Origin of the sequence: Acinetobacter sp. NPDC052428, assembly GCF_044547685.1 — a bacterium.
GTDB classification, from domain to species: domain Bacteria; phylum Pseudomonadota; class Gammaproteobacteria; order Pseudomonadales; family Moraxellaceae; genus Acinetobacter; species Acinetobacter lwoffii_G.
Genome location: NZ_JBIUAT010000013.1, coordinates 17,200 through 39,448, shown reverse-complemented (window position 1 = coordinate 39,448; position 22,249 = coordinate 17,200). Strand labels below are relative to the sequence as shown.

The following is a 22,249-nucleotide window of genomic DNA, read 5'->3' as shown; positions in this document are numbered from 1 at the left end:
TAAAAACATCATTTCTTTAATCGTTTATTTGATTTTCTTTTTCGAACAATGCGATTGATTCAACATGTCCAGTATGTGTAAACATATCCATCACGCCCGCTTGGGTGAGACGATAGCCCTGTTGTACCAAGAGTCCTGCATCTCTGGCGAGTGTCGCAGGATTACATGACACATAAACGATTCTTTTAGCTCCAAACTGAGGGATATAATGCATCACTTCTTCTGCCCCGGCACGTGGCGGGTCGATTAATAATGCATCAAAACCTTGATTTGCCCAAGTGTGGTGCGAGAAATCTTTGGTTAAATCTTGTGAATAGAACGATATTTGTGCAATACCATTGTTTTTGGCATTTTCCGCACCACGTCGAACCATTTCATCACTTCCCTCGACCGCAATCACCTGACCCGACGCACCAACACAGCGCGCCAGCGGCAAAGAAAAGTTTCCTAATCCACAAAACAGATCCAGAACCCGTTCACCCTGTTGTAGCTGAAGCAAATCACATGCCAATCGTACCATTTGCGGATTGATGCTTGAATTTACCTGAGTAAAGTCCAGAGGATTAAAGCCGAATTTCACATCAAAGTCATCAAGACCATAGTGTAAGCGTGCAGATGCTTCTGGATCATCTATCCGCGAGAGCGTTTCTTTGCCGGCAGGCTGCAGATACAGTTGCCAGCCTTTCTGTAACGTAAATTCGCGCAATTGGTTGACATCATCGGCAGATAATTTTGCAGTTTCACGCACTAGCAGCGCAATGTCCTGATCCCCCATGGCCAATTCTATATGACCGATGTCAGCCTTACCATTGAGACCTTGCAGCAATTGTTTAAGACCTGTAACCGAGCCAAACTCGCGATCCAAGATCATACAGCGATCAATCGACGTGAGTTTGTTGGACTGATTTTCACGAAAGCCCACCACCAGCTGATCCTTGGAAGGCAGATAACGCACCCCGATTCGCGCTTTACGGCGATAATCTTCACGTTGTGAACGTAAAGGCGGTAGCCATTGATCGGGCTGGATTCCAGCAAAATGCTGAAGATGCGATTTCAGCACATTCTGTTTCAGTTCAATCTGCGCATCCGCAGCGATATGCTGCATATTACAGCCACCGCAAATCCCAAAATGTGGACACACCGGCTTCACGCGAATCTCAGAAGCATCGCTCAACAATTCAAGACTGTCGGCTTCTTCTAGCTTCTTAACTTCGCGGGTAATGCGGGCACGCACGGTTTCACCCGGCAAGGCATAACGGATAAAGACTTTCTTGCCATGTTTATGCTGCGGATGATCCGGATGTGAACCATAATGAGCGATGCCACGTCCCTCATGCGATAGTGACTCAACCTGAAAAATGTACTCGGGTTGCTGGATAGGACGTGCTTGTGCTCGATGTTTCATGAAAACCTAGGGTGTGGAGATGGGAAAATCAAATTGGGTAAATTCAGTTCGTTGCGAAGTCTCACGCCAAACTGATAAAAAGTCCGCATGCTGCGGTTGAGTATGCAAATATTGAATCGTGCTTTGCAGCAGATGCTGATAATCCGGCAGTAACAGCTGGCCTTTTAACAGCAACCAGCGGATATACACCAGCCAGGTATTCAGGACATCACCTTCACAATAAGACGTCAGTTCGGTCCATTGCTGATTGCGGACATATTCCGGAACCCGATAGGCTCCGTCACCGCGCTTGCCTGGATAGCCCAGCAAATGTGCAACATCATCCAGCTTCTGGAAATGACGGGCATGAAACATGGCCATCACATCCATCAGGTCAACATGACGATGATGGTAACGATTCTGGTAGTTATTATAACGCTTTTGCGTATCAATTTCGCCCTGATCGAACAGACTCGGTGCAGAGAGCCCATGATACATGGCGCGGTATAAAATCACTGGTAAATCAAACTGTGAGCCGTTCCAACTCACTAGAGTCGGATGGCGCTTGTCAAAAATCGACAAGAATTTTTTCAAAATTTCTGCTTCAGAATGCTGTTCTCGGCTAAACGAAAACAGCTTGATGCCCTGCTCATCCATCCACAAACCGGAAATACAGACGATTTCATGCAGCGGCAAACGCTGAAAATCTGAGCCTGAATCCTGACGGCGTAATTTGGTCAAGGCCTGATCCAGATCTGCTTCGGGCAGGTCCAGACCAAACAGATGCGCGCCTGATTTGAGATCGGTTTGGGTTTCAATATCGAAAGTTAAAACAGGCAGGCGCATAAAACAGTGCTCAAATAATTATTCAGGATCTTGTACAGAGAATAACCCTGTAGACAAGTAACGGTCACCACGGTCACAGATAATACACACAATCACTGCATCCGGATGTTCTTCCGCCAGTTTAATCGAGGCCCACACTGCCCCACCAGAAGAGGTTCCGGCACTGATGCCTTCTTTCTGTGCCAGCTTACGCATGGTTTTTTCAGCTTCGATTTGTGGAATATCAATAATGCGATCGACTCGGCTGCGGTCGAAAATGGTTGGCAGATATTCTTCTGGCCAGCGACGGATTCCGGCAATGCTTGAACCATCAGATGGCTGTAAACCGACGATCTGAATATCAGGATTCATTTCTTTCAGGTATTTCGACACACCCATGATGGTGCCGGTGGTACCCATAGAACTGACAAAATGGGTAATTTTGCCACCGGTTTGCTGCCAGATTTCTGGACCCGTGGTCAGGTAATGCGCTTCGACATTGTCCGGATTTCCGAACTGATTCAGCACCAGACCCACACCATCATTCTGCATTTGAGCAGCAAGATCACGTGCACCTTCCATGCCCTGCTCTTTGGTTACTTCAATTAGCTCGGCACCATACGCACGCATCGCGTCCTTACGTTCCTGACTCATATTATTCGGCATGATCAGCTTCATTTTATAGCCACGCATTGCTGCGACCATCGCCAATGCAATCCCCGTATTTCCGCTCGTTGCCTCAATCAGGGTGTCACCCGGTTTGATCTGCCCACGCTTCTCGGCCTGCATGATCATATTATAGGCCGGACGGTCTTTGACCGAACCTGCTGGGTTATTGCCTTCGAGTTTCGCGAGTACTGTAGCTTGAGTGTGACTTGCCAGACGCTGTAAACGCACCAGCGGCGTTTTGCCTACATAATGGTCTAACAAAAATTCATCTGCTTGAAAATCAGGGATGGTATTACTCATTATTTGCACCTATATCGAGGTGCGGCTATTGTATGAAAAAATGCTTTTCCCTGCACCCATTTAGCAAGGCTTTTTCAGAAAACTCACTAAAACTCACACACTATCAAGCCATAAACTACATTTCCCGATAATTTAGCCAGGTGAAGCAGCTCGCTAATGAAGATGAAAATACTATTTCAGTCTGGCACTTTTACAGATTGAAATTTCGTGCGTCTTAGTCTTGCTGTACCTGAGCAAAATTAACTGAAATCTCTTGTATTTTTAACTGCTAATCCGAAGCTTTATAAAAATTATGCTTAAATTTTAACTGTCGATTTAAAGCATGCTAATATGCCAGGCATAAAGAAAATACTGCTTAAATCATGTCAACGATCAACAAAAAGCTGTTTAAACGCCTACACTTAAATCATGCCTATGGACAGCTGATTGCGCTGATTTTTGTGCCGATTACCATTTTGGCCTGTGTCGGTGCCATGCTGGTGTTGACTGAGACCTCGAATGCCGCACGTGCCCAGCAGAAGCAGATGGCCATTGCGATTCTCACCCGTTTTCAAGGCACCTCAGAATATGCACTGGATATCTTGAATCTGTATCCATGGCAATATGACCAGGCTCACAACGCCATGCAGAACATGCTGAATGAAAAGCATCTGGTTCGGGCAGCAGTTCTGGATGAAAATGGCAAGAACCGTTTGGGCATTGGTTTTCAGGAACAGGCGCCTTGGCCAGAATTTGAGAAAAGCGGCAATTTTGTTGGTCCGATTCTGCATCAAGATAATCATATCTATGCCATTAAAGTGAATGAAAACACTTTTTCTACCGGCTGGCTGGCGATCGAACTGGATAACCAGCCGCTAGCAATTGCCCGTTACCGAGTACTGATCGTACTGATTGCGACCGGATTACTGACCTTATTATTGTTATTACTTTGCTTGAATTTCTACTCACGGCGCTGGATCGCCCCAATGTATGAGATTCGCATGCAATTGCAACGCCTGAATGCCGATACCCTCGGCCAGCATATGGTGATTAACAGCACCGGCGAGCTGCGTTTATTGCAACGTGATATCGCCAATGTGGTGAAACGTTTGCATTTCAGCTTTCTGGAACTGCGTGAACATACCGAACAGACCGAAGACGATTTACGCCGCACCCTCGACACTTTAGAAGTCCAGAATATTACCTATCGTCAGGCACGCGACCAGGCGATCTCGGCCAACCAGGCCAAGTCGGTGTTTCTGGCCAATATTTCCCATGAATTGCGCACCCCGCTGAACAGTATTGATGGTTTTATTCATCTGTTGTTACGTCAGGGCAATCTCAGCAACGAGCAGAGCCTGTATTTGCAGACCATTCGTAAGTCTTCGGCGCATTTGCTGGCACTGATCAATGATGTTCTGGATTTTTCCAAAATTGATGCCGGCAAACTGGAACTGGAAACGGCACCTTTTGATCTGGAAGAAGCGATTTTTGATGTGATGGACATGTTGTCACCTCTGGCAGCACAAAAACATATTGATATGGCCTTCTATTATGCAGATGGTGTGCCAAAACACATTATTGGTGATGCGCTACGATTTAAACAGATTCTGACCAACCTGATTTCCAATGCGATCAAATTCACTCCGGATGGAGAAATCATTGTCCGGGCACGCATGGAACATGATGGAATGGATCAGTGTGTGCTGCATTTTAGTGTACAGGATAGCGGCATTGGCCTGAGTGGTACCGACCGTAAAAAGCTGTTTGAGTCCTTCTCGCAGGGTGATACCTCGGTGACCCGTCAGTTTGGCGGTACCGGTCTTGGTCTGGCAATTTCCAAACAGCTGGTCAGCCTGATGCATGGCCAGATTGGTTTTGAAGACAATCAGGAACGTGCTCCAACCGAAAAAGGCTCTACTTTCTGGTTTACTGCCCAGTTCCTGGTCGATGAAGATACCGTGATTGAGCATCCAGATTTTAGCGAATTGACCGTGGTGTCTTATCTTGCACATCCGGCAACTGCGAATGTGCTGCGGCATTATCTGGAAAATTATCAGGTTAAACATATTGAATGTGCATCAATTCTGGATCTGTTTAGCCGTCTGAATCATTTACAGAATAGCGAAAATACCTGGCTGATCGTCGATCATAGTGGTGACAGTGAAGTCTTGTTACGCGAAATCCGTTCACGTTATCAGGGTCATCTGGCTGTCTATGGTTATCAGATGCAACTGGATCCAAGCATGCTCAATGACCATCGTGCCCGTGCCCTGCATCAGCCACTCAGCCGCAGCGCGCTGATTCAGTTACTCGGCAATCAGCCGGTCTTCGACCAGGAACAGCATGAAGAATTTAATGGTCAAGGCCTGCATATTCTGGCCGTGGATGATCACTTACCCAACCTGATTGTTCTGGAAGCATTGCTGGGTGAACTCAATGTCACTACGACCAAAGCCCTCAGCGGGCAGGAAGCGATCGATATTATTCAGCGCCGTTATGAACAGGAACAGCCAGCATTTGATCTGGTCTTTATGGACATTCAGATGCCAGTCATGTCGGGGATCGATACCACCCGTGCTATTCGCTCGCTGGAATCGACCTTTGAAAATCATAGCCGCCTGCCGATTATTGCACTGACGGCGCATGCACTTTCTGATGAAAAACATAAACTGCTGCAAAACGGCATGGATGATTATGTCACCAAGCCGATCCAGATCGAGCAGATTATCCAAATTTTGACGCACTGGACCACCGAGCATTTTAAACGGATTCCGGTACTGGAACGTGCCAATGTGATTGATGCTCTGGATCCAAATATTCTGGACTGGCAGCAAAGCCTGCAACTGGCAGCCAATAAGGAAGATCTGGCGGTAGATCTGTTACGCATGCTGGTGGACAGCTTTGCGGATGAACTCGATGAAATGCAGCAACTGATTGAACTGGAAGATTTCCCACAACTGGAACATGTGCTGCATCGTTTATACGGCGCGACCCGCTATGTCGGTGCACCGACTTTACAGAAAGTCACCGGTGGCTTTGAACAGTTCGTTTCAACCCTGCGCAAAGAACGCCGTAAGGCCGATGAAAACTTTGTTCAGGACGTGCTGAAATATTTTGATGAACTCAAAGCCGTGGTTGAACAGGTTGAACAGGCTGCCCAGCAAATTTTGAAGCAACATTTGAATTAAACCTCTGAAGTGGCTCAGTCCATGACTTAAGAAGTGTGACTGAGCTGTCATGCAAGCCTAAAGGCTGCATGCTATGCTCAAGCCAGGAAAAGTAAGGAAGAATGCCATGTCACTCGTGCGCTTGGAAAAAAATAACGGCATTGCCACTGTTACACTGAATCGTCCGGATAAACGCAATGCCATGAGCTTTGCCCTGCTGCGCGAACTGGTCGCGACTGCACAGAAAATCAAAAAAGATAAAAGCATCCGTTGTGTGATTTTAACTGGCGAGGCCCAGGTCTTTAGTGCCGGTATTGATCTGGCAGATTTAAATAATCCTAAAAATCGTGCTTATGCCGCATGGGAACTGATTCGTCCTGGTCAAAGCTTATTTCAAAAAGCATTTCTGGTCTGGCAAGAATTACCAGTTCCGGTGATTGCCGCAATGGAGGGCTTCTGTTTTGGTGCCGGGATGCAGCTTGCTCTGGCCGCAGATATCCGCATTGCCCATCCTGACACCAAAATGTCGATTATGGAAACTCGTTGGGGACTGGTGCCAGACATGGGACTCAGCCGTTCACTGAAAGGCCTGATTGGGATTGATCTGGCCAAAGAACTGACCTTAACTGCCCGGATTTTTGATGGTGAATATGCCAAAGAAATCGGTCTGATCACCCATGTCGATCAACAACCTTTAGCTAGAGCACAAGCCTTGGCTGAAGAAATGCTGCAACGCTCTCCAGATGCGCTGATGGCCTCTAAATTTGTACTAGATGCCATGCAGCATCATCCAAATAAATCCCTGCGTATGGAAAAAATCTGGCAGCTGAAATTATTACTGGGTAAAAATAGTCAATTGGCTCGTAAAAAAGACAAAAACCCAGATATTCAGTTTGTGCCACGCCAGTACAAATAAACCAAGTCTGAATCCAGGAAAGGAATAAACCAAAGCATGCAGTTGAATCTTGATACTAAAATTGCCTTCTTAGGGATGGGGCTGATGGGCACTCGTATGGCCACACGTCTGCTTCAGGCAGGTTTTCAGGTAGCGGTCTGGAATCGCACACCAGCAGCCTGTGAGCCCTTGCTGGATCAGGGCGCGACTGCGCTGTCTTTAGACCAGATTGCCAATTATCCGGTCATTCTCAGCTGCTTGGCAGATGATCATGCAGTGCAATCTGTTTTTGCTCAGATCGAACCGTATTTGGTTGCAGAGCAAGTGATTGTAGATTTCTCCAGCCTTTCAGTACAGCAAACCCAAATACTTGCTGCACAAGCACAGGCTAAGAAAGTAACCTGGATTGACTCTCCGGTTTCAGGCGGTACAGTTGGAGCCGAACAAGGCAGTCTGGTGATTTTTGCGGGTGGTGATGCCACGACGATTGAAAATCTTAATCCGATCTATGCAGTACTTTCCCAGCGTGTCACCCGTATGGGGGATACGGGTACCGGTCAGGCGACCAAAATCTGTAATCAGCTGATTGTCGCGGCAAATAGTACCCTGATTGCAGAAGCCGTAGCCCTAGCTGGCCTTGCCGGGGTAGATACACGCTTACTGGCGCCAGCGTTGGCAGGTGGTTTTGCCGACTCCAAGCCTTTTCAGATTCTGGCTCCGCGTATGGCCACCCAGACTTTTGTACCGGTGCAATGGAAAGTGCAGACTTTATCCAAGGATCTGAATAATGCCGTGCAACTGGCACAAAACTTTGATCTGGATGTTCCAGTCGCGACTCAGGCATTATCACAGTTACAGGCCCATCAGGCTCAAGGCTTTGCCGAAGCAGATCTGGCTACTGTAATCCAGCAACTAAAACATTCATAACGCTTGATTGATGCAGCCCTGAATATTGAAGAGACATACATGATTAAACTTGCCGTCAACCTGTCGATGATTTTTACCGAAGTGCCGCTGATCGAACGCTTCGCGCTGGCTCATGCACAGGGCTTTAATCATGTGGAAATCCAGTTTCCTTATGAGCTCACAATTGGCCAGATTCAAAACCAGCTCAGCACGCATCAGCTGAACTTGTGCCTGATTAATGTGCCAGCAGGCGATTTGATGCAGGGCGGTCATGGTCTGGCCGGCATTCCAGGACAGGAAATTGAGTTTCGTCATGCTGTTGAGCAGGCCATCCAGTATGCCACGGCGTTGAATGTACCCCGGGTGAACATTCTGGCAGGAAAACAACCCCTTGACTGTGATCTTTTACCCTGCCTGAATACGCTGGCGAGTAACCTGAAAATGGCCTGTTCAATGCTGCTTGAACATCAAATTGAACCGGTCTTTGAAATGATCAATGGCACCGATATGCCACGTTTTTTGATTCAAAATGTTGCTCAAGCACAGGAAATGCTGGAAGCGGTACATCATCCGGCCTTAAAAATGCAGTACGACTGTTACCACATGGCAATGATGGGCGAAGATGTACTGGAAACTTTGCAAGAAAATATTGCCTCGATTGGTCATATCCAGTTTGCGGATTGTCCGGGACGGCATCAACCCAATACGGGCTCAATTCAATATCATGATATATTTCAGTGGTTAAAACATAGTCAATATCAAGGTTATGTCGCTGCCGAGTATAGACCCAGCGGACATTCCAATGATTCCTTTGGCTGGAAAGCCGAGTTCTTTCCGGAGCATGACTGAGTGGACTGCGGCTTCATTTGAAATTCAGGACTAAAACCGCTATATTAGACCATGCATAATTGTTAGGAAATTACACACCCCATGAATTTAGAACCATCGCCCAGCGCTTCTAATTCTCACGATCTTACTATGAATTCAAATTCTCAAGCTGTACAGGACTGCTTAAAAGTCGTACATGCTGCACTTGAAGATGTAAAAGCAAAAGAAATTGTTGAGCTTGATGTCAGCGGTATCAGTAATGTGGCTGATGCTATGGTCATTGCAAGCGGTACATCGACTCGTCATATCAAATCATTGGCCAATAACGTTGCTGAAGAAGCACGTAAAGCTGGCTTCCGCCCTCTTGGTATTGAAGGCGAACGTGATGCTGAATGGATCCTTATCGACCTTGGTTATGTTGTGGTTCATTGTATGCTTCCAACAGCGCGTAAATTCTATGACCTAGAAAGCTTATGGCGCAATCCTGCAGATACTGACTCTGTAGCGTAAAAACTGAATATTCAAAAAAGCGACCTGTGTAGGTCGCTTTTTTATTGCCTGTTCATCCAACTTTATAAGCGTTAATACCACTCAATCTGTTCGCTATTTTTCTTTAATTTTCATCTTGTCTTATGCACCGATTTGATTGGTATTTTAGGATCAATTCATCATCAACATAGACGTTCGATGACCACTCAATCATCCTTTTTCCAAGATATAAAATAAAAAATCCCCCTTTATTAAAGGGGGATTTAGGGGGATTCTAAGGATTTAAATGATTAGTGACCTGTACCATTAATGGCTTTGGTCATATCTTCCACCACTTTCTTGGCATCACCGAAGATCATCATGGTCTTGTCGTTATAGAACAAGTCATTGTCCAGACCTGCATAACCGGTTGCCATAGAACGCTTGATCACCATGATGGTACGCGCCTTATGTGCTTCCAGAATTGGCATGCCATAAATTGGTGATGTTGGATCATCTTTCGCCGCAGGGTTCACTACATCGTTGGCACCAATGACCAGCACCACATCTGTTGCCGGGAAGTCCGAGTTGATCTCGTCCATTTCCAAGATGTCTTCATACGGTACGTCCGCTTCAGCAAGGAGTACGTTCATATGACCCGGCATACGACCTGCTACAGGGTGAATCGCAAAACGAACCGTTACGCCCTGCTCTTTTAACAAGTTGGCCAGTTCTTTTACCGCATTCTGTGCACGGCCTTGCGCCATACCATAACCCGGCACAATCACCACGCTGTCTGCATTTGACATCAGGAAGCCTGCGTCATCTGCCGAACCTGAACGGTGATTACGTTGAACCTGTTCACCTGCTCCTGCTGTCGGCGCAGCTGCACCACCCATCGCACCACCAAACAAAACGTTGATGATGGAACGGTTCATCGCTTTACACATGATGTAAGACAGAATCGCACCTGAAGAACCCACCAGTGAGCCTGCAACAATCAGCATGTTGTTTTCCAGGGTGAAACCAATCCCTGCTGCTGCCCAACCCGAGAATGAGTTCAGTAACGATACCACCACTGGCATATCACCACCACCGACTGGTGCAATCCACACCCAGCCAAATGCCAGCGCAAGACCTGTCATCGCCCAGAAAGAGGTCATATTGCCAGTCAGGAAGAAGTGAATACCAAAACCTAACATTGCAATAAAGATGATCGCCTGAACTGGTTTCACCCATGCACCTGAAATGGTTTTTGCCCATTTCTTCGCAGCCAGTTTGCCGTAAGCAAAGACTGATGCAGTAAAGGTAATCGCACCCACGAAACAGCCCACAAACAGTTCAAATAAATGAACACGGCTCATTTCATGGAAATTGACACCATTGGCAGCCAACAGGTCTGGACCAAGTTCAATCAGTTTGTTGTTGTGAATAATGGCAGCGACAGCAATCAAAACCGCAGCCAGACCTACCAATGAGTGCATCAACGCTACAGTTTCAGGCATCTGGGTCATTGGAACTGTACGTGCACGGGCAATACCCACGATTGCACCCAGCACCATTGCGCCAATGATCATCCAGACCACCGGATTCTCAGCTACAAAGAAGGTAGTCACGACCGCAATGGCCATCGCGATCATCCCGTAACGGTTACCGGCAATCGCAGTTTTAGGACCTGATAAACCACGTAGCGTCAGGATAAAAAGAACGGCACCAATCAGGTAGAACCAATCCGCATATTCTCGAATCATTTCCATGGATTAACCCTCTTTTTTCTTTTGCTTAGGTTTAAACATTTCCAGCATACGTGCAGTCACTGCAAAGCCACCGAAAATATTGATACTGGCCAGGAACACCGCAATTGCACCAAGCACGCTCACCACATTAATGGTCTGGAAATCTACGCTACCTTCAACGCCGATCACCGGCAGGCCAACGGTCTGAATCATCGCACCGACAATAATGATCGATGACAAGGCATTGGTGACCGCCATCAACGGCGTATGCAATGCTGGTGTTACACCCCACACCACGTAGTAACCTACGAAAATGGCAAGGACAAAAATCGTAATTGTTTCAACCATGAGTCTTCTCCTTAACCACGTTTCAGCAGCACTTGGCCGCCATGAGTGACAAGTAGGGCTTTTTGAATTTCTTCTTCTTGATTCAGGACAAAATTCTTATCTGCATCAAATAATGTTTCCACGAAGTTAAATACGTTACGAGCGTATAAAGCAGAGGCTTCAGTCGATACCGTCGATGGAATATTTGGAATGCCGAGAATTTTGACGCCGTTGTCGGTATGGACTGTTTCGCCACATTTTGAACCTTCGACGTTGCCGCCAGATTCTACTGCCATGTCCAGAATCACTGAACCCGGTTTCATTTTCGCAACTGTTCCAGCACGGATTAAACGCGGTGCATCACGGCCCGGTAAAAGCGCTGTGGTAATCACGATGTCAGCATTTGATACCGCTTTATCAACAATTGCAGCCTGATCGCGGATGTATTCTTCACCCGGCATCCAGCCATAACCATTTTTGGCAGCATCTGCAGCTTTTTGCTGCTCTTCAGCAGACATCGGTACGTCTAACCATTTACCGCCCAGAGATTCAACCTGATCTTTGGCAGTTGGACGCAAGTCCGTGGCTTCAACGATGGCACCTAAACGTTTTGCTGTTGCAATCGCTTGCAGACCTGCTACGCCGACACCCATGACCACCACACGAGCCGGTTTAACCGTACCCGCAGCAGTCATCAGCATCGGGAACATGCGCTGGTATTCAGCCGCAGCCAAAAGCACCGACTTGTAACCTGCAAGGTTGGCTTGAGAAGACAAGACATCCATGTTCTGCGCACGAGACAAGGTTCGTGGCAAAAGTTCCAATGCAAATGCAGACACGTTTTGTGCCGCGAATTGGTCAAGCTCAGTATTACGGTAAGGATCAAACATTGCCACGATAGTGGTGTTCGGGTTGAGTTTTTGAATTTCATCACCTTTCGGTGCATGAACTTTTAAAATCAACTGACTGCCGGTATAGGCATCATCCGTAATTTTGGCACCAACTTGTTCATAGGCACTATCGATATAGGCAGCTTTAACCCCTGCACCACGTTCGATAATCACGCTATGTCCTGCGCTGATCAATTTCTTTACTGTCTCTGGCGTCGCAGCGACGCGATTTTCACCGACAACAGTTTCGGCTGGAATTCCGATCTGCATGAGCGTTCCTCAAGCTAATTTTTCTTAAGTAAACATCGTGTAAACGATGCTTCCCCTCAGGATGTGTTCTTGTTGAATTTTTGGATTCTAATCAAACTGTTTGAAATTACCACCTACTATTTATTTAATAAATACCTATATTTTGAACTGATGATTCATAAAAATGATGCTGTGATAGCACATTTATTTAATTCAATGGCTATTCATATTAGATGCTTTCATAAACGATATTCATTCCGCTGAACGAAATATCTAGATTTTGCTGGCGTAAATAAGCGCAGATTTCTGATTTATTTTGTTACATTGATGATTCTGACAATGATTGCTGTATTTCTTGATTCAGAAGTAGATTTTCAATTTCTCTAGTCCCTATAGATAGCGGCACTTTAGCTGTGCTGTTTTTTTAGCTTTGACTTTTTTGACAGATTGGGCACTCAAGCAAGATCACTGGTTTTAGATGTTAAAATCTTATTTTATGAAATGATAGAATTTGTTTTGAGCAGATCTTCATCAGACAAAATTGATAGATCTGACAAAAAATAATCGCCAAAATTTTATAAGACTCAGGTCTCAAACAGTCAGATAAAGGGTAGAAAAAAAGCTGGAGGACTATTTATTATATTAATGTACTGAACTTGATTCAAAATGGAGAATCCTATTTTCGCACCAAATTTGCGCAACAAAATAGAGTAAATATTCCGCTTTTTTAGCCTGAATGCTCCTTTTTTATTGTTTCTACCTCGAGCTGCGCTTTAATGAAGCAACCCCATCATCAAAAGATGAAAAGTTCTGCAAACATTCACTCATATTTTCTATTTAAAATTGCACTTCTTTCTTTAAGCTGCCTGAGTTCTGACAATTTTCAATGCTGGCAATATTTCTCTACTTTTAAAGCGGGAACTTCTGGCCTATAGTGCCCTCAATTTAAACATTATTCTCACTTCTCATTTAAATTCTTCCGGTCTGAATACAAGGTTAGCCCTATGCACACGCCTCTCGATATTAGTCAAAATAAGCCGTTATTATGGCTGATGGCGATTGCATGCGGTTTATGTGCTGGTGCGAACTATTATTGCCAACCACTGATTTCATCGATTCAGCAGTATTATCAGGTACCTGAATCACAAGTGGCACTTACTGTCACTTTTGCTCAAATCTCTTATGCCCTGGGCCTGCTGTTTATTGTGCCTTTAGGGGACATGCTGAATAAAACCAAACTGATCCCTTTCCTCATGTTGGGTGCAGCAGCAGGTTTATTTATTTGTGCCAGTGCGGTAAATCTGCCAATGCTCTGGGTCGGCACTATCATTGCCGGACTGTTTTCCGTAGCTGCACAGATTCTGATTCCCTTGGCCACCATGGCGGTCAAACCGGAAAAAACCGGAGAAGTGGTGGGCTTCCTGATGAGCGGATTACTGGTTGGCATTCTGCTCTCGACCAGTATTGCTGGATTACTTTCCGACCTGTTTCACTGGAAAATGATTTATATCGTCAGTGGCATAAGTATGCTGGCCTTAAGTTTTTATTTGAGAGGAAAACTACCGAGCCTGCCACGTCTGAGAATCAGCTATACAGCGATTTTTAAATCTATGGGGATATTACTCAAGCAGGAACCACGACTGGTTTTGCGTTCACTTACAGGTGCGTGTGCTTTTGCTGCCATGAGTATGTTGTTCTCCACCATCGCTCTGCTGTTGACACAGGAACCTTTTCAGCTTTCTGATGTCATGGTCGGACTGGTCACGCTGGTCGGTGTATTTGGCGCACTTTCTACGCAGTTCATTGGTAAATGGGCCGATCGTGGCCATATCAAAATACTGAGCTGGATCGGCTGTTCTATCCTGATGGGGAGCTGGCTGTTTTTATACTTTGGTGCGGTATCCTTGCTCAGTTATATTCTCGGTTATGGACTGATAAATCTCGGGCTCGCAATTACGCACAGCTGTAACCAGAACGTGATTTTCCGCCTGCGCCCGGATGCCAAATCACGGGTCAATTCACTGTATATGACCTTGTATTTTATTGGTGGTGCATGTGGTTCAGCCTTAGGGGTTTATGCCTGGCATCACGGTGGCTGGAGCATGACCTGTCTGGCAGGACTCGGGCTAGCTCTGTGTGCCACCCTATTCGCCCTGCTGGATCAATGGCATCAGGCTAAGACAACCGCATAAGTATTTTACCTCTATTTAGCTGACTTGCGCCGCCGGATAATAAGGCTTATTCAGATCAAGAGTTTGTGAATTTTCCAATAAAATACAGATAAAAACCGGCAATAAGGCTGCCAGAATCCGGCAGCTTTCCTCTAATGATTTATAATTCAGCGAGCTGTGATACGTGGCGCCACCCTGCATTATCTGATGGTGTAAGGTAGATAAACGCTGAAATATTCCAGCTAAAATTTCAACAGAATTTCGTTCTTTTAAAGCATTCTCTATATTCTGTTTCTGTGTTTCCAAGTCAACCTGACAGCTTTCCAGGCTAATTTTCTGATGACGATAATCCCAAAAGCTTTGTTCCACATAGGGATTGGCCAAGAGTGAGCAGATCGGCTGGCTGTATTTTTCCCAAAGAATATGATTAATTTTCTGATCCAGATCCTTTTGGCAGAGTGTTTCCAGAAACTGCTGCAGCTTGCTTTGATCTTGAACTAGATCACTCTCATCTGCATAAATCGCCTGAAAGCTGATCCACAGGCTGATAAACTTAAAATCCAGATCCTGATCCAGATCTAGCGATTTTTTAAACCAGCCTAAGCCCCGATGAATTCTTAAATTAAAATGTGCCGAATTTTGTGCTTTATGGCTTTTATAAATTTCCTCCAATAACAACATGATTATTCTCCTTATTTCTAAAATTTTTATCTTCATCTTTCTCCTATCAAAATATACCATTCCAACCTGACTGGGAATTCCAATTTTATTTCTTGTTTCATTCCCTGGATTTACCGGGCTAGCTCAAGTTCGCCGGGTGGTTTTTCTGATTTTATGCTAGTATTACGCCCTCTTTTTGCGACGTCAGCCGATCCAGTTTAAGCCAAAAACCAATAGCTGAGTGATCGCATGAATTGCTTCTTCTTTCTTCCATTTCGTTAAGGCGTGATTTTGAATGACTGATCTGACCACCATTGAAAATAAACTTCAACCACGAATCAGTGTTGCGCCGATGATGGATTGGACCACCAAAGATTATCGTTTCTTTGCACGTCTGTTTAACCCGAATGTGATTATGTACACTGAAATGGTCACCACAGGTGCGATCATTTATGGTGATGCCAAACGTCATTTGGACTTTAATGCGGAAGAGCAGCCAATCGTTTTGCAACTCGGCGGCTCGAATCCAAAAGATCTGGCAATCTGTACCAAGATGGCGCAGGACTGGGGCTATAACGAAGTCAATTTAAATGTAGGTTGCCCAAGTGACCGGGTACAAAATAATAAAATTGGTGCCTGTCTGATGGCGGAGCCTGATCTAGTCGCAGAATGTATTGCTGAAATGCGTCATGCGGTGGATATTCCAGTGACCGTAAAACACCGGATCGGAATTGATGATATGCAATCTTATGAAGAGATGCTGCATTTTGTCGATACCGTGGCCAAAACCGGCTGCAATAATTTTATCGTGCATGCGCGGATTGCCTTATTAAAAGGTCTATCACCTAAAGAAAACCGCGACGTGCCACCCCTACGTTATGAAGATGTCTACCGTTTAAAACAGGATCGTCCTGATCTGCTCATCGAGATCAACGGCGGAATTAAAACCTATGCCGAAACGCTGGAACATCTCAAACATGTGGATGGGGTGATGATTGGCCGCGAAGCCTATCATAATCCTTACTTACTGGCTGAACTGGGCCAGTTATGGAATCTGGATGCACCAGACCGTTTTGACATTATGCAACAGATGCTGCCTTATATTGCGCAGCGCATGGCCGAAGGTGCACCTTTATCCATTATTACCCGTCATATTTTAGGACTGTTCCAGAATTTGCCGGGTGCACGTAAATGGCGTCAGGCTTTAAGCGGTGGTAATGCCAAAACCTTGAAAGATGTAGAGACTGCACTTTTTAATATTCAGGAAGCGATGCAGCGTACCGAAGATTATGTACGTGAACATCAACAAGTTGAGTCCTAAACACAAAAAGCACCGATCATCGGTGCTTTTTTATGGCGATTGCGCATGAGTTATTGTGTATACGCCGTGATATTACCCACCGGAATCGGCTCTTCCTGATAAGAAACATCTTGTAATGCGGGTTCAGCCACTGGTGTGATCAGAGAGCCGGAGATATTCTGGTTCGGTTCATCTACAGGTTCCAGATCATCCAAGGCTGAGGCCAGTTGCTGTAATTCTCGATCCAGTTGCTGACGATATTTTTCAATTTCAATTTCATCAATAAAAGCAAAGGCATCATCTTCAATCGACCAGCTATACCCCCCATCCACCTTAAAGACTTTTACATGAATGGGATATTCCTCCCCCTGATAATTCAAATGAGAAATGGCCTGAAACTCATTCCCCTGACGCTGGACAATTTTGACTTTTTTCACGGTAAAACGATAGTGTTGATAATCTCGATTGGAATTAAATTCACGTTGCATCTGCGTTTGAATATTTCTGGCCAGTTCATCCATCGAGACAAAATAACTGCATCCAGCCAGACAGGCGACCATCCATAACATCATGATTTTTTTCATAGCGCCCCCTCTTTTTTTCTTTCCACTTCCTGCTTATAGCTGATATATGCAGTATTTTTATCTTTGCTTATTCTGTGATCCATTTTATGCTTTTTTGCAAAAACAATAAACAAACAGCGCTTCGATTAAGACTAAATATTTATGGTTTCTATAGTTTTTTTGAATTAATGATAAAAAATCAGCCATAAAAAACCCTGATGAATTCAGGGTTTTTTCGATACAGATCGTTTTAAAAATCATCATCACTGGATGGATCACGATGCAAGGCATCATGAATGGCTTCGATCAACTGCTGGGCAATCTCCTGCTTGGAGGCTTTTTCCAGATCACGTTTTTCCAGCTGATAATGCTCGGCAAAGAATACTGTCATGGCATTTTCATCCGAAGCAAAACCAATATCCGCACGTGAAACATCATTGCAGGCAATCATATCCAGCTTTTTCGCAACCAGCTTTCCGGCAGCATATTCTTCAATGTTGCGGGTTTCTGCAGCAAAGCCGACCATAAATGGACGTTTTTCCTGCTGGGCAATGGTGGCAACAATATCCGGATTTTTCACCAAGGCGACATTCAGCTCATCTCCGGCTTTCTTGATTTTATGCTCGGCTACTTCCGCCACACGGTAATCGGCTACTGCAGCTGTCGCAATAAAGATATCGCAACCATTTTCCAGCATCTGCATGCTTTCATTCAGCATTTGTACGGCAGAAGAAACATTCTTACGTTTTACGCCATTCGGAGTATCCAGACTGACCGGTCCTGCAATCAGGGTCACATTGGCTCCTGCCGCATAACAGGCTGCAGCCAGTGCAAAGCCCATTTTCCCGGTACTGTGATTGGAAATATAACGCACCGGATCAATCGCTTCGCGGGTCGGACCTGCGGTAATCGTGACCTGTTTACCCGCAAGCAGGCCAAATTTTTCCGCAATCGCACGTTGAGCTTTATGAAAATATTCAGTCACCTGATGCGCTAAATCTTCCGGCTCAGGCATCCGGCCCAAACCTACATCACCACAAGCCTGTGATCCCGCATCCGGCATGATCACATGCACACCATCTTCGATCAGTGTCGCAAGATTGCGCTGCGTTGCTTTCGCCGCCCACATTTGCTGGTTCATGGCAGGCGCCACCCAGACGGGTGCTTTCGTCGCCAGATAGAGAGTACTTAAGAGATCATCCGCCAGACCTGCGGCAAATTTTGCCAAGGTATCACAACTGGCCGGTGCTACCAGCAACAGATCTGCCCAACGTGCCAGCTCGATATGGCCCATACCGGCTTCTGCTTCAGTATCTAGCAATTCGGTATGTACGGGATTGCCCGATAAGGCTTGAAAGGTTAAAGGTGTAATAAAAGCCTGTGCACCGTGAGTCATGACAACCCGCACATCAAATCCGGCATCTTTCAGACGGCGGACCAGAATTGCACTTTTATAGGCAGCAATACCGCCAGTGACGGCCAAAATGATATTTTTATGAGGAATTACACTTAGATCAAAGCTCACAAACAGATTACCTTGCTGTTGCAGTGGGGCTCACAATAGCATTAAATAATCGCATTCCCAAGAGATCGGCTTACGGGAAAACTGATAATTCATAATAAATAAGTCTAATAACTATGCAACTTTCTATTAAAAACTGGCCGGAACAAGAACGGCCGCGAGAACGCTTAATTCAATATGGCGCAGAAAGTCTGTCCGATGCCGAGCTACTGGCTATTTTTCTACGCTCCGGTTCCCAGCAACATTCGGCTGTTGATCTGGCACGCTTGCTGATTCAGCATTTTGGTCATTTGACTGCGCTACTGGATGCACCTTTACAGGAAGTCAGCCAGTTTCATGGCATGGGCATCAGTAAATATACCCAACTGATGGCCATCAAAGAACTCGGACGGCGTTACATAGCCGAGCACCTGAAACAGGATGCCTTGGAACTTACTAACTCTAAACGGCTGAGAGATTACTTACGTTTTGAACTGCTCGGTGAAACTCAGGAAGTGTTTGCCGTGCTGTGTCTGGATGCCAGTTTAAGAAAAATTGCCTTTAAAAAACTGTTTTATGGCTCAGTGAATGCATGTGATATTTCTATTAATCAATTACTACGTTATGCTATTAGCCAACAGGCGACCTCAATTGTCATTGCGCATAATCATCCGCTGGGTCGGCCCTCTCCCTCCAAGGCCGACCTGGTGTTGACCCGTCAGATTCAACAGGCCTGCCAGCTGGTAGATATCCATTTAATTGACCATTGCATCATTGCTTTGGAGGGCAGTTTTTCCTTTGCTGAGCAGCAACTCATCAAACCAGAAATGCAGTATTGAATAGCACTTGACAAAGCAGGCACAACTCCACAAGATCATGAAAAAAATTGTGATGATTCCAATAAATGATCGTACGTGACCAGCCGACTGTTTTTAAACTGCTGTTTTCCTGGCGGGGGACGATTTTACCTAAAGTTTTGCCACCTTTAGGCGTAGTGATGCTGATGTCAGCCATCATCGGTGGCTTGTCACATATTGGTTATTTTCATTTTCCAGAATTACCCCTGGTCGGCTTTACCCTGATTGGAGTGGTACTGTCGATCTTTCTCGGATTTAAGAACTCGGCCTGTTATGACCGCTGGTGGGAAGCGCGCAAACTTTGGGGCATTTTGATTGCCAATTCTCGTCATTTTGACCGTGATTGCCGGATGCTGTCCCAAGGTCGCCGTGAACGTGTAATTCAGCATGTGATTGTCTTTGCCAATGTCCTCCGTGACCGGCTACGCCATCAGACAGCCAATCCGACGGAACTGGTGGAAACCAGCGGCATGAGCCAGCAGGCTGTGACCCAACTCTATCAGCAGGCCAATGCGCCGCAATATACCTTAAGCCTGATTCAATGGGAGTTAATGCAGGCGCTCAAAGAAGGTGAAATCTCCGACATCATCTATATGCAGATGAATAATCATGTAGCAGAACTAAGTATTGTCCAGACCGGTTGTGACCGGATTGCAACAACGCCTTTGCCTTTTGCCTATTCGGTCTTGCTCAACCGCACCGTCTATTTTTTCTGTTTTATTTTGCCTTTTAGTCTGGGTTCAACGCTTGGTCTGTTTACGCCTTTGCTGGTCGGAATTTTGGCCTATACCTTTTTGGGACTGGATGCTTTAAGTTCGGAAATTGAAGAGCCTTTTGGTACTCAAAGCAACGACTTGCCTCTGGACTCGATGGTGCGTACCATTGAAATTGAACTATTAGGAACGTTGGGTAAACCAACGCCACCACCGATTCAGGCCAAAGATCATAATTTGCTATAATTTATAATTCTTTCCTCGCCCTTTGCTATTAGTAGCGAAGGGAAAATCTTCTCTCAAATGAAAAAGATCGAGGTAAAGGAATGACTAAACAAAACTCTCCCAAATTCCGACCTGCCCCGGTTTAAGACTCGGGACATTACCGAGTTTAATCCAGGGCATATGATCGCCATGAAAATCACTACCAATCGAAACTTTTAGTGCGTGTTCAGCAATCATTCGATCCACCATCTGCCGGGTGGAACTTGGCTCAATTGCCGGGGGTAGTTCCACCGCATCTCCACCGAACTTGGCAAAGATTTCGATCAGGTAGCGAATATTGGTCGCAGATAAATCATATTTGGTTGGATGTGCCAGCACGGCGAAGCCGCCACTTTCATGAATCACCTGAATCGTGTCTTCAAGACTTAAACCATCAAATTTGAAATAGGCTTTCTTGCCTTCCTTGATGTATTTATCAAAAGCCTGTTGCGGCCGGGTCACAATCTCCTTTTCTACCAGCGTTTTGGCAATATGCGTCCGTGTCACCCGATCAGGGATATTGTCGACTTTGGCCAGTACATCAGCATAAATATCCTCACCAATTAAAGGAACCAGCAGATCACAAATCTGTTTAGAGCGTTCAGCCCGGATTTTCTTTTGCTGATTGAGGGCTTTTTGTAAAGGCTCAGGATTTTGCATATTTAGCGCGACAATATGCACGCCATAGTTTTTTTTGGTGGCAGGACGTGACCACTGGCTGGATATTTCCACCCCGGAAATAATCTTAATCTCATGATTTTTAGCGGCTTCCTCAGCCAATGCCAAACCGTCCATGGTGTCATGATCCGTCAGGGCCAAAGTATGGACAAGTTTTTCCACAGCCGCTTCGACCAATTGCTGAGGACTGAAAGTTCCATCAGAAATATTACTATGTGTATGTAAATCTACGCCGTGCATCTCTATACTATGACATTTATTTGATCAGATTTAGATACTCTAACATGAAAGCACTTTTAGACTTTGTGCCACTCATTATTTTCTTTTATTTATATAAAACTGTAGATCCAAAAGACACTGACCATCAATTGCTGCAATTGATCGGTTCTGCGGGGGGTGTCGACAATAATAATATTCTTGTTGCAACCACAGGTCTGATTATTTCTATGCTGGTCGTCTATGGTGCGTTATTTGTCATGCAAAAATTTCGTCTGGACAAGCAGCAATGGATTGTCTTGTTTATGACGGTGATTTTTGGTGGCATCACCCTGATCCTCAGCGATGATTTTTATATCCGTCTAAAAGCAGTCTTACTGAATCTGGTCTTTGCCGGGGTCTTTTTATTATCCCCTTGGTTTAGCAAGGATAAAAAGCCTCTGATCCAGCGGTTATTTGGTCCGGTATTCAATCTAAGCGAAAAAGGCTGGTTCAAGCTGAACTATGCTTGGGTTGCCATGTTCGTAATGATGTCATTTCTGCATACCTTTTTCGCCTATTTGTGGATGGATGGAAAATATTGGGGCGAATTTACCGCATTCGGTGACATGATCGTGATGTTTTCCTTTATCATCATTCAGTTTATTGTATTGCGCAAATACTTTAAAACCGCTGAATAAGTCCAACCACAAACGATTGA

The 22,249-nt window shown here is 45.4% G+C and carries 20 protein-coding genes; 10 read left to right on the top strand and 10 right to left on the bottom strand.

Annotated elements, in window-relative coordinates; all coding sequences use genetic code 11:
* Positions 1 to 16: 16 nt before the first annotated feature.
* From rlmD to cysM, 3 genes are read right to left on the bottom strand one after another with little or no spacing between them, the layout of a single operon-like run.
* On the bottom strand, positions 17 to 1,405 hold the full coding sequence (gene rlmD / locus ACIG3F_RS09000) for a 23S rRNA (uracil(1939)-C(5))-methyltransferase RlmD (RefSeq protein ID WP_004281651.1): 1,389 nt from the start codon (positions 1,403 to 1,405) through the stop codon (positions 17 to 19).
* 6 nt (positions 1,406 to 1,411) lie between these two features.
* Complete coding sequence (locus ACIG3F_RS08995; protein WP_004281650.1) at positions 1,412 to 2,230, bottom strand: 3'-5' exonuclease; 819 nt, start codon at positions 2,228 to 2,230, stop codon at positions 1,412 to 1,414.
* 18 nt (positions 2,231 to 2,248) lie between these two features.
* The gene (cysM, locus tag ACIG3F_RS08990) at positions 2,249 to 3,178 is read right to left on the bottom strand and encodes a cysteine synthase CysM (protein ID WP_004281649.1); all 930 of its coding nucleotides are present in this window, start codon (positions 3,176 to 3,178) and stop codon (positions 2,249 to 2,251) included.
* Between the two features lie 362 nt (positions 3,179 to 3,540).
* Between cysM and ACIG3F_RS08985 the strand changes: the two genes are divergently transcribed.
* From ACIG3F_RS08985 to rsfS, 5 genes are all read left to right on the top strand, one after another.
* Entirely contained in the window at positions 3,541 to 6,348 is a 2,808-nt protein-coding gene (locus tag ACIG3F_RS08985; protein WP_004645149.1) for an ATP-binding protein, read from the top strand.
* Positions 6,349 to 6,454: 106 nt separating this feature from the next.
* Positions 6,455 to 7,243, top strand: a complete 789-nt coding sequence (locus ACIG3F_RS08980; RefSeq protein ID WP_071851623.1) for a crotonase/enoyl-CoA hydratase family protein — start codon at positions 6,455 to 6,457, stop codon at positions 7,241 to 7,243.
* A 36-nt stretch (positions 7,244 to 7,279) separates the two neighbouring features.
* Entirely contained in the window at positions 7,280 to 8,149 is an 870-nt protein-coding gene (locus ACIG3F_RS08975) for an NAD(P)-dependent oxidoreductase (RefSeq protein WP_071851621.1), read from the top strand.
* Positions 8,150 to 8,188: 39 nt separating this feature from the next.
* On the top strand, positions 8,189 to 8,977 hold the full coding sequence (locus ACIG3F_RS08970; RefSeq protein WP_396469864.1) for a hydroxypyruvate isomerase family protein: 789 nt from the start codon (positions 8,189 to 8,191) through the stop codon (positions 8,975 to 8,977).
* An 81-nt stretch (positions 8,978 to 9,058) separates the two neighbouring features.
* Positions 9,059 to 9,466: a ribosome silencing factor gene (gene rsfS, locus ACIG3F_RS08965; protein WP_071851619.1), complete on the top strand. Its 408-nt coding sequence runs from the start codon at positions 9,059 to 9,061 to the stop codon at positions 9,464 to 9,466.
* 269 nt (positions 9,467 to 9,735) lie between these two features.
* On the opposite strand, the gene ACIG3F_RS08960 is transcribed toward rsfS, so the two are convergent.
* The 3 genes from ACIG3F_RS08960 to ACIG3F_RS08950 are packed head-to-tail and all read right to left on the bottom strand — an operon-like array spanning position 9,736 to position 12,647.
* Entirely contained in the window at positions 9,736 to 11,181 is a 1,446-nt protein-coding gene (locus ACIG3F_RS08960) for an NAD(P)(+) transhydrogenase (Re/Si-specific) subunit beta (RefSeq protein WP_004281643.1), read from the bottom strand.
* A 3-nt stretch (positions 11,182 to 11,184) separates the two neighbouring features.
* Positions 11,185 to 11,508 carry a proton-translocating transhydrogenase family protein gene (locus tag ACIG3F_RS08955; RefSeq protein ID WP_004281642.1) on the bottom strand — a complete coding sequence of 108 codons (324 nt, stop codon included), beginning with the start codon at positions 11,506 to 11,508 and terminating at the stop codon, positions 11,185 to 11,187.
* Positions 11,509 to 11,519: 11 nt separating this feature from the next.
* On the bottom strand, positions 11,520 to 12,647 hold the full coding sequence (locus tag ACIG3F_RS08950; RefSeq protein WP_396469863.1) for a Re/Si-specific NAD(P)(+) transhydrogenase subunit alpha: 1,128 nt from the start codon (positions 12,645 to 12,647) through the stop codon (positions 11,520 to 11,522).
* 983 nt (positions 12,648 to 13,630) lie between these two features.
* Here ACIG3F_RS08950 and ACIG3F_RS08945 point away from each other — a divergent pair.
* Positions 13,631 to 14,818 (top strand): MFS transporter, encoded by a 1,188-nt coding sequence (locus tag ACIG3F_RS08945; RefSeq protein WP_247144105.1) that lies wholly within the window; start codon positions 13,631 to 13,633, stop codon positions 14,816 to 14,818.
* Positions 14,819 to 14,833: 15 nt separating this feature from the next.
* Here ACIG3F_RS08945 and ACIG3F_RS08940 read toward each other — a convergent pair whose 3' ends face one another.
* Complete coding sequence (locus ACIG3F_RS08940; RefSeq protein WP_005248075.1) at positions 14,834 to 15,478, bottom strand: hypothetical protein; 645 nt, start codon at positions 15,476 to 15,478, stop codon at positions 14,834 to 14,836.
* 274 nt (positions 15,479 to 15,752) lie between these two features.
* On the opposite strand from ACIG3F_RS08940, the gene dusA reads away from it, so the two are divergent.
* Positions 15,753 to 16,778, top strand: coding sequence for a tRNA dihydrouridine(20/20a) synthase DusA (gene dusA, locus ACIG3F_RS08935; RefSeq protein WP_396469862.1), 1,026 nt, complete (start codon positions 15,753 to 15,755; stop codon positions 16,776 to 16,778).
* A 50-nt stretch (positions 16,779 to 16,828) separates the two neighbouring features.
* Here dusA and ACIG3F_RS08930 read toward each other — a convergent pair whose 3' ends face one another.
* Positions 16,829 to 17,341: a hypothetical protein gene (locus ACIG3F_RS08930; protein WP_005252911.1), complete on the bottom strand. Its 513-nt coding sequence runs from the start codon at positions 17,339 to 17,341 to the stop codon at positions 16,829 to 16,831.
* A 229-nt stretch (positions 17,342 to 17,570) separates the two neighbouring features.
* Complete coding sequence (gene coaBC / locus ACIG3F_RS08925; protein WP_396469861.1) at positions 17,571 to 18,845, bottom strand: bifunctional phosphopantothenoylcysteine decarboxylase/phosphopantothenate--cysteine ligase CoaBC; 1,275 nt, start codon at positions 18,843 to 18,845, stop codon at positions 17,571 to 17,573.
* Between the two features lie 113 nt (positions 18,846 to 18,958).
* On the opposite strand from coaBC, the gene radC reads away from it, so the two are divergent.
* Positions 18,959 to 19,660: a DNA repair protein RadC gene (gene radC / locus ACIG3F_RS08920; RefSeq protein ID WP_396469860.1), complete on the top strand. Its 702-nt coding sequence runs from the start codon at positions 18,959 to 18,961 to the stop codon at positions 19,658 to 19,660.
* 65 nt (positions 19,661 to 19,725) lie between these two features.
* Positions 19,726 to 20,637, top strand: a complete 912-nt coding sequence (locus ACIG3F_RS08915) for a bestrophin family protein (RefSeq protein ID WP_004281608.1) — start codon at positions 19,726 to 19,728, stop codon at positions 20,635 to 20,637.
* An 84-nt stretch (positions 20,638 to 20,721) separates the two neighbouring features.
* Here ACIG3F_RS08915 and ACIG3F_RS08910 read toward each other — a convergent pair whose 3' ends face one another.
* Entirely contained in the window at positions 20,722 to 21,573 is an 852-nt protein-coding gene (locus ACIG3F_RS08910) for a PHP domain-containing protein (protein WP_396469859.1), read from the bottom strand.
* Between the two features lie 44 nt (positions 21,574 to 21,617).
* Between ACIG3F_RS08910 and ACIG3F_RS08905 the strand changes: the two genes are divergently transcribed.
* Entirely contained in the window at positions 21,618 to 22,229 is a 612-nt protein-coding gene (locus ACIG3F_RS08905) for a septation protein IspZ (protein ID WP_396469858.1), read from the top strand.
* Positions 22,230 to 22,249 lie beyond the last annotated feature (20 nt).

Bases quoted from the DNA above. Each gene is read 5' to 3' on its own strand.
- rlmD (WP_004281651.1), bottom strand. From the start codon at position 1,405: ATGAAACATCGAGCACAAGCACGTCCTATCCAGCAACCCGAGTACATT.
- ACIG3F_RS08995 (WP_004281650.1), bottom strand. From the start codon at position 2,230: ATGCGCCTGCCTGTTTTAACTTTCGATATTGAAACCCAAACCGATCTC.
- cysM (WP_004281649.1), bottom strand. From the start codon at position 3,178: ATGAGTAATACCATCCCTGATTTTCAAGCAGATGAATTTTTGTTAGAC.
- ACIG3F_RS08985 (WP_004645149.1), top strand. From the start codon at position 3,541: ATGTCAACGATCAACAAAAAGCTGTTTAAACGCCTACACTTAAATCAT.
- ACIG3F_RS08980 (WP_071851623.1), top strand. From the start codon at position 6,455: ATGTCACTCGTGCGCTTGGAAAAAAATAACGGCATTGCCACTGTTACA.
- ACIG3F_RS08975 (WP_071851621.1), top strand. From the start codon at position 7,280: ATGCAGTTGAATCTTGATACTAAAATTGCCTTCTTAGGGATGGGGCTG.
- ACIG3F_RS08970 (WP_396469864.1), top strand. From the start codon at position 8,189: ATGATTAAACTTGCCGTCAACCTGTCGATGATTTTTACCGAAGTGCCG.
- rsfS (WP_071851619.1), top strand. From the start codon at position 9,059: ATGAATTTAGAACCATCGCCCAGCGCTTCTAATTCTCACGATCTTACT.
- ACIG3F_RS08960 (WP_004281643.1), bottom strand. From the start codon at position 11,181: ATGGAAATGATTCGAGAATATGCGGATTGGTTCTACCTGATTGGTGCC.
- ACIG3F_RS08955 (WP_004281642.1), bottom strand. From the start codon at position 11,508: ATGGTTGAAACAATTACGATTTTTGTCCTTGCCATTTTCGTAGGTTAC.
- ACIG3F_RS08950 (WP_396469863.1), bottom strand. From the start codon at position 12,647: ATGCAGATCGGAATTCCAGCCGAAACTGTTGTCGGTGAAAATCGCGTC.
- ACIG3F_RS08945 (WP_247144105.1), top strand. From the start codon at position 13,631: ATGCACACGCCTCTCGATATTAGTCAAAATAAGCCGTTATTATGGCTG.
- ACIG3F_RS08940 (WP_005248075.1), bottom strand. From the start codon at position 15,478: ATGTTGTTATTGGAGGAAATTTATAAAAGCCATAAAGCACAAAATTCG.
- dusA (WP_396469862.1), top strand. From the start codon at position 15,753: ATGACTGATCTGACCACCATTGAAAATAAACTTCAACCACGAATCAGT.
- ACIG3F_RS08930 (WP_005252911.1), bottom strand. From the start codon at position 17,341: ATGAAAAAAATCATGATGTTATGGATGGTCGCCTGTCTGGCTGGATGC.
- radC (WP_396469860.1), top strand. From the start codon at position 18,959: ATGCAACTTTCTATTAAAAACTGGCCGGAACAAGAACGGCCGCGAGAA.
- ACIG3F_RS08915 (WP_004281608.1), top strand. From the start codon at position 19,726: ATGATCGTACGTGACCAGCCGACTGTTTTTAAACTGCTGTTTTCCTGG.
- ACIG3F_RS08910 (WP_396469859.1), bottom strand. From the start codon at position 21,573: ATGCACGGCGTAGATTTACATACACATAGTAATATTTCTGATGGAACT.
- ACIG3F_RS08905 (WP_396469858.1), top strand. From the start codon at position 21,618: ATGAAAGCACTTTTAGACTTTGTGCCACTCATTATTTTCTTTTATTTA.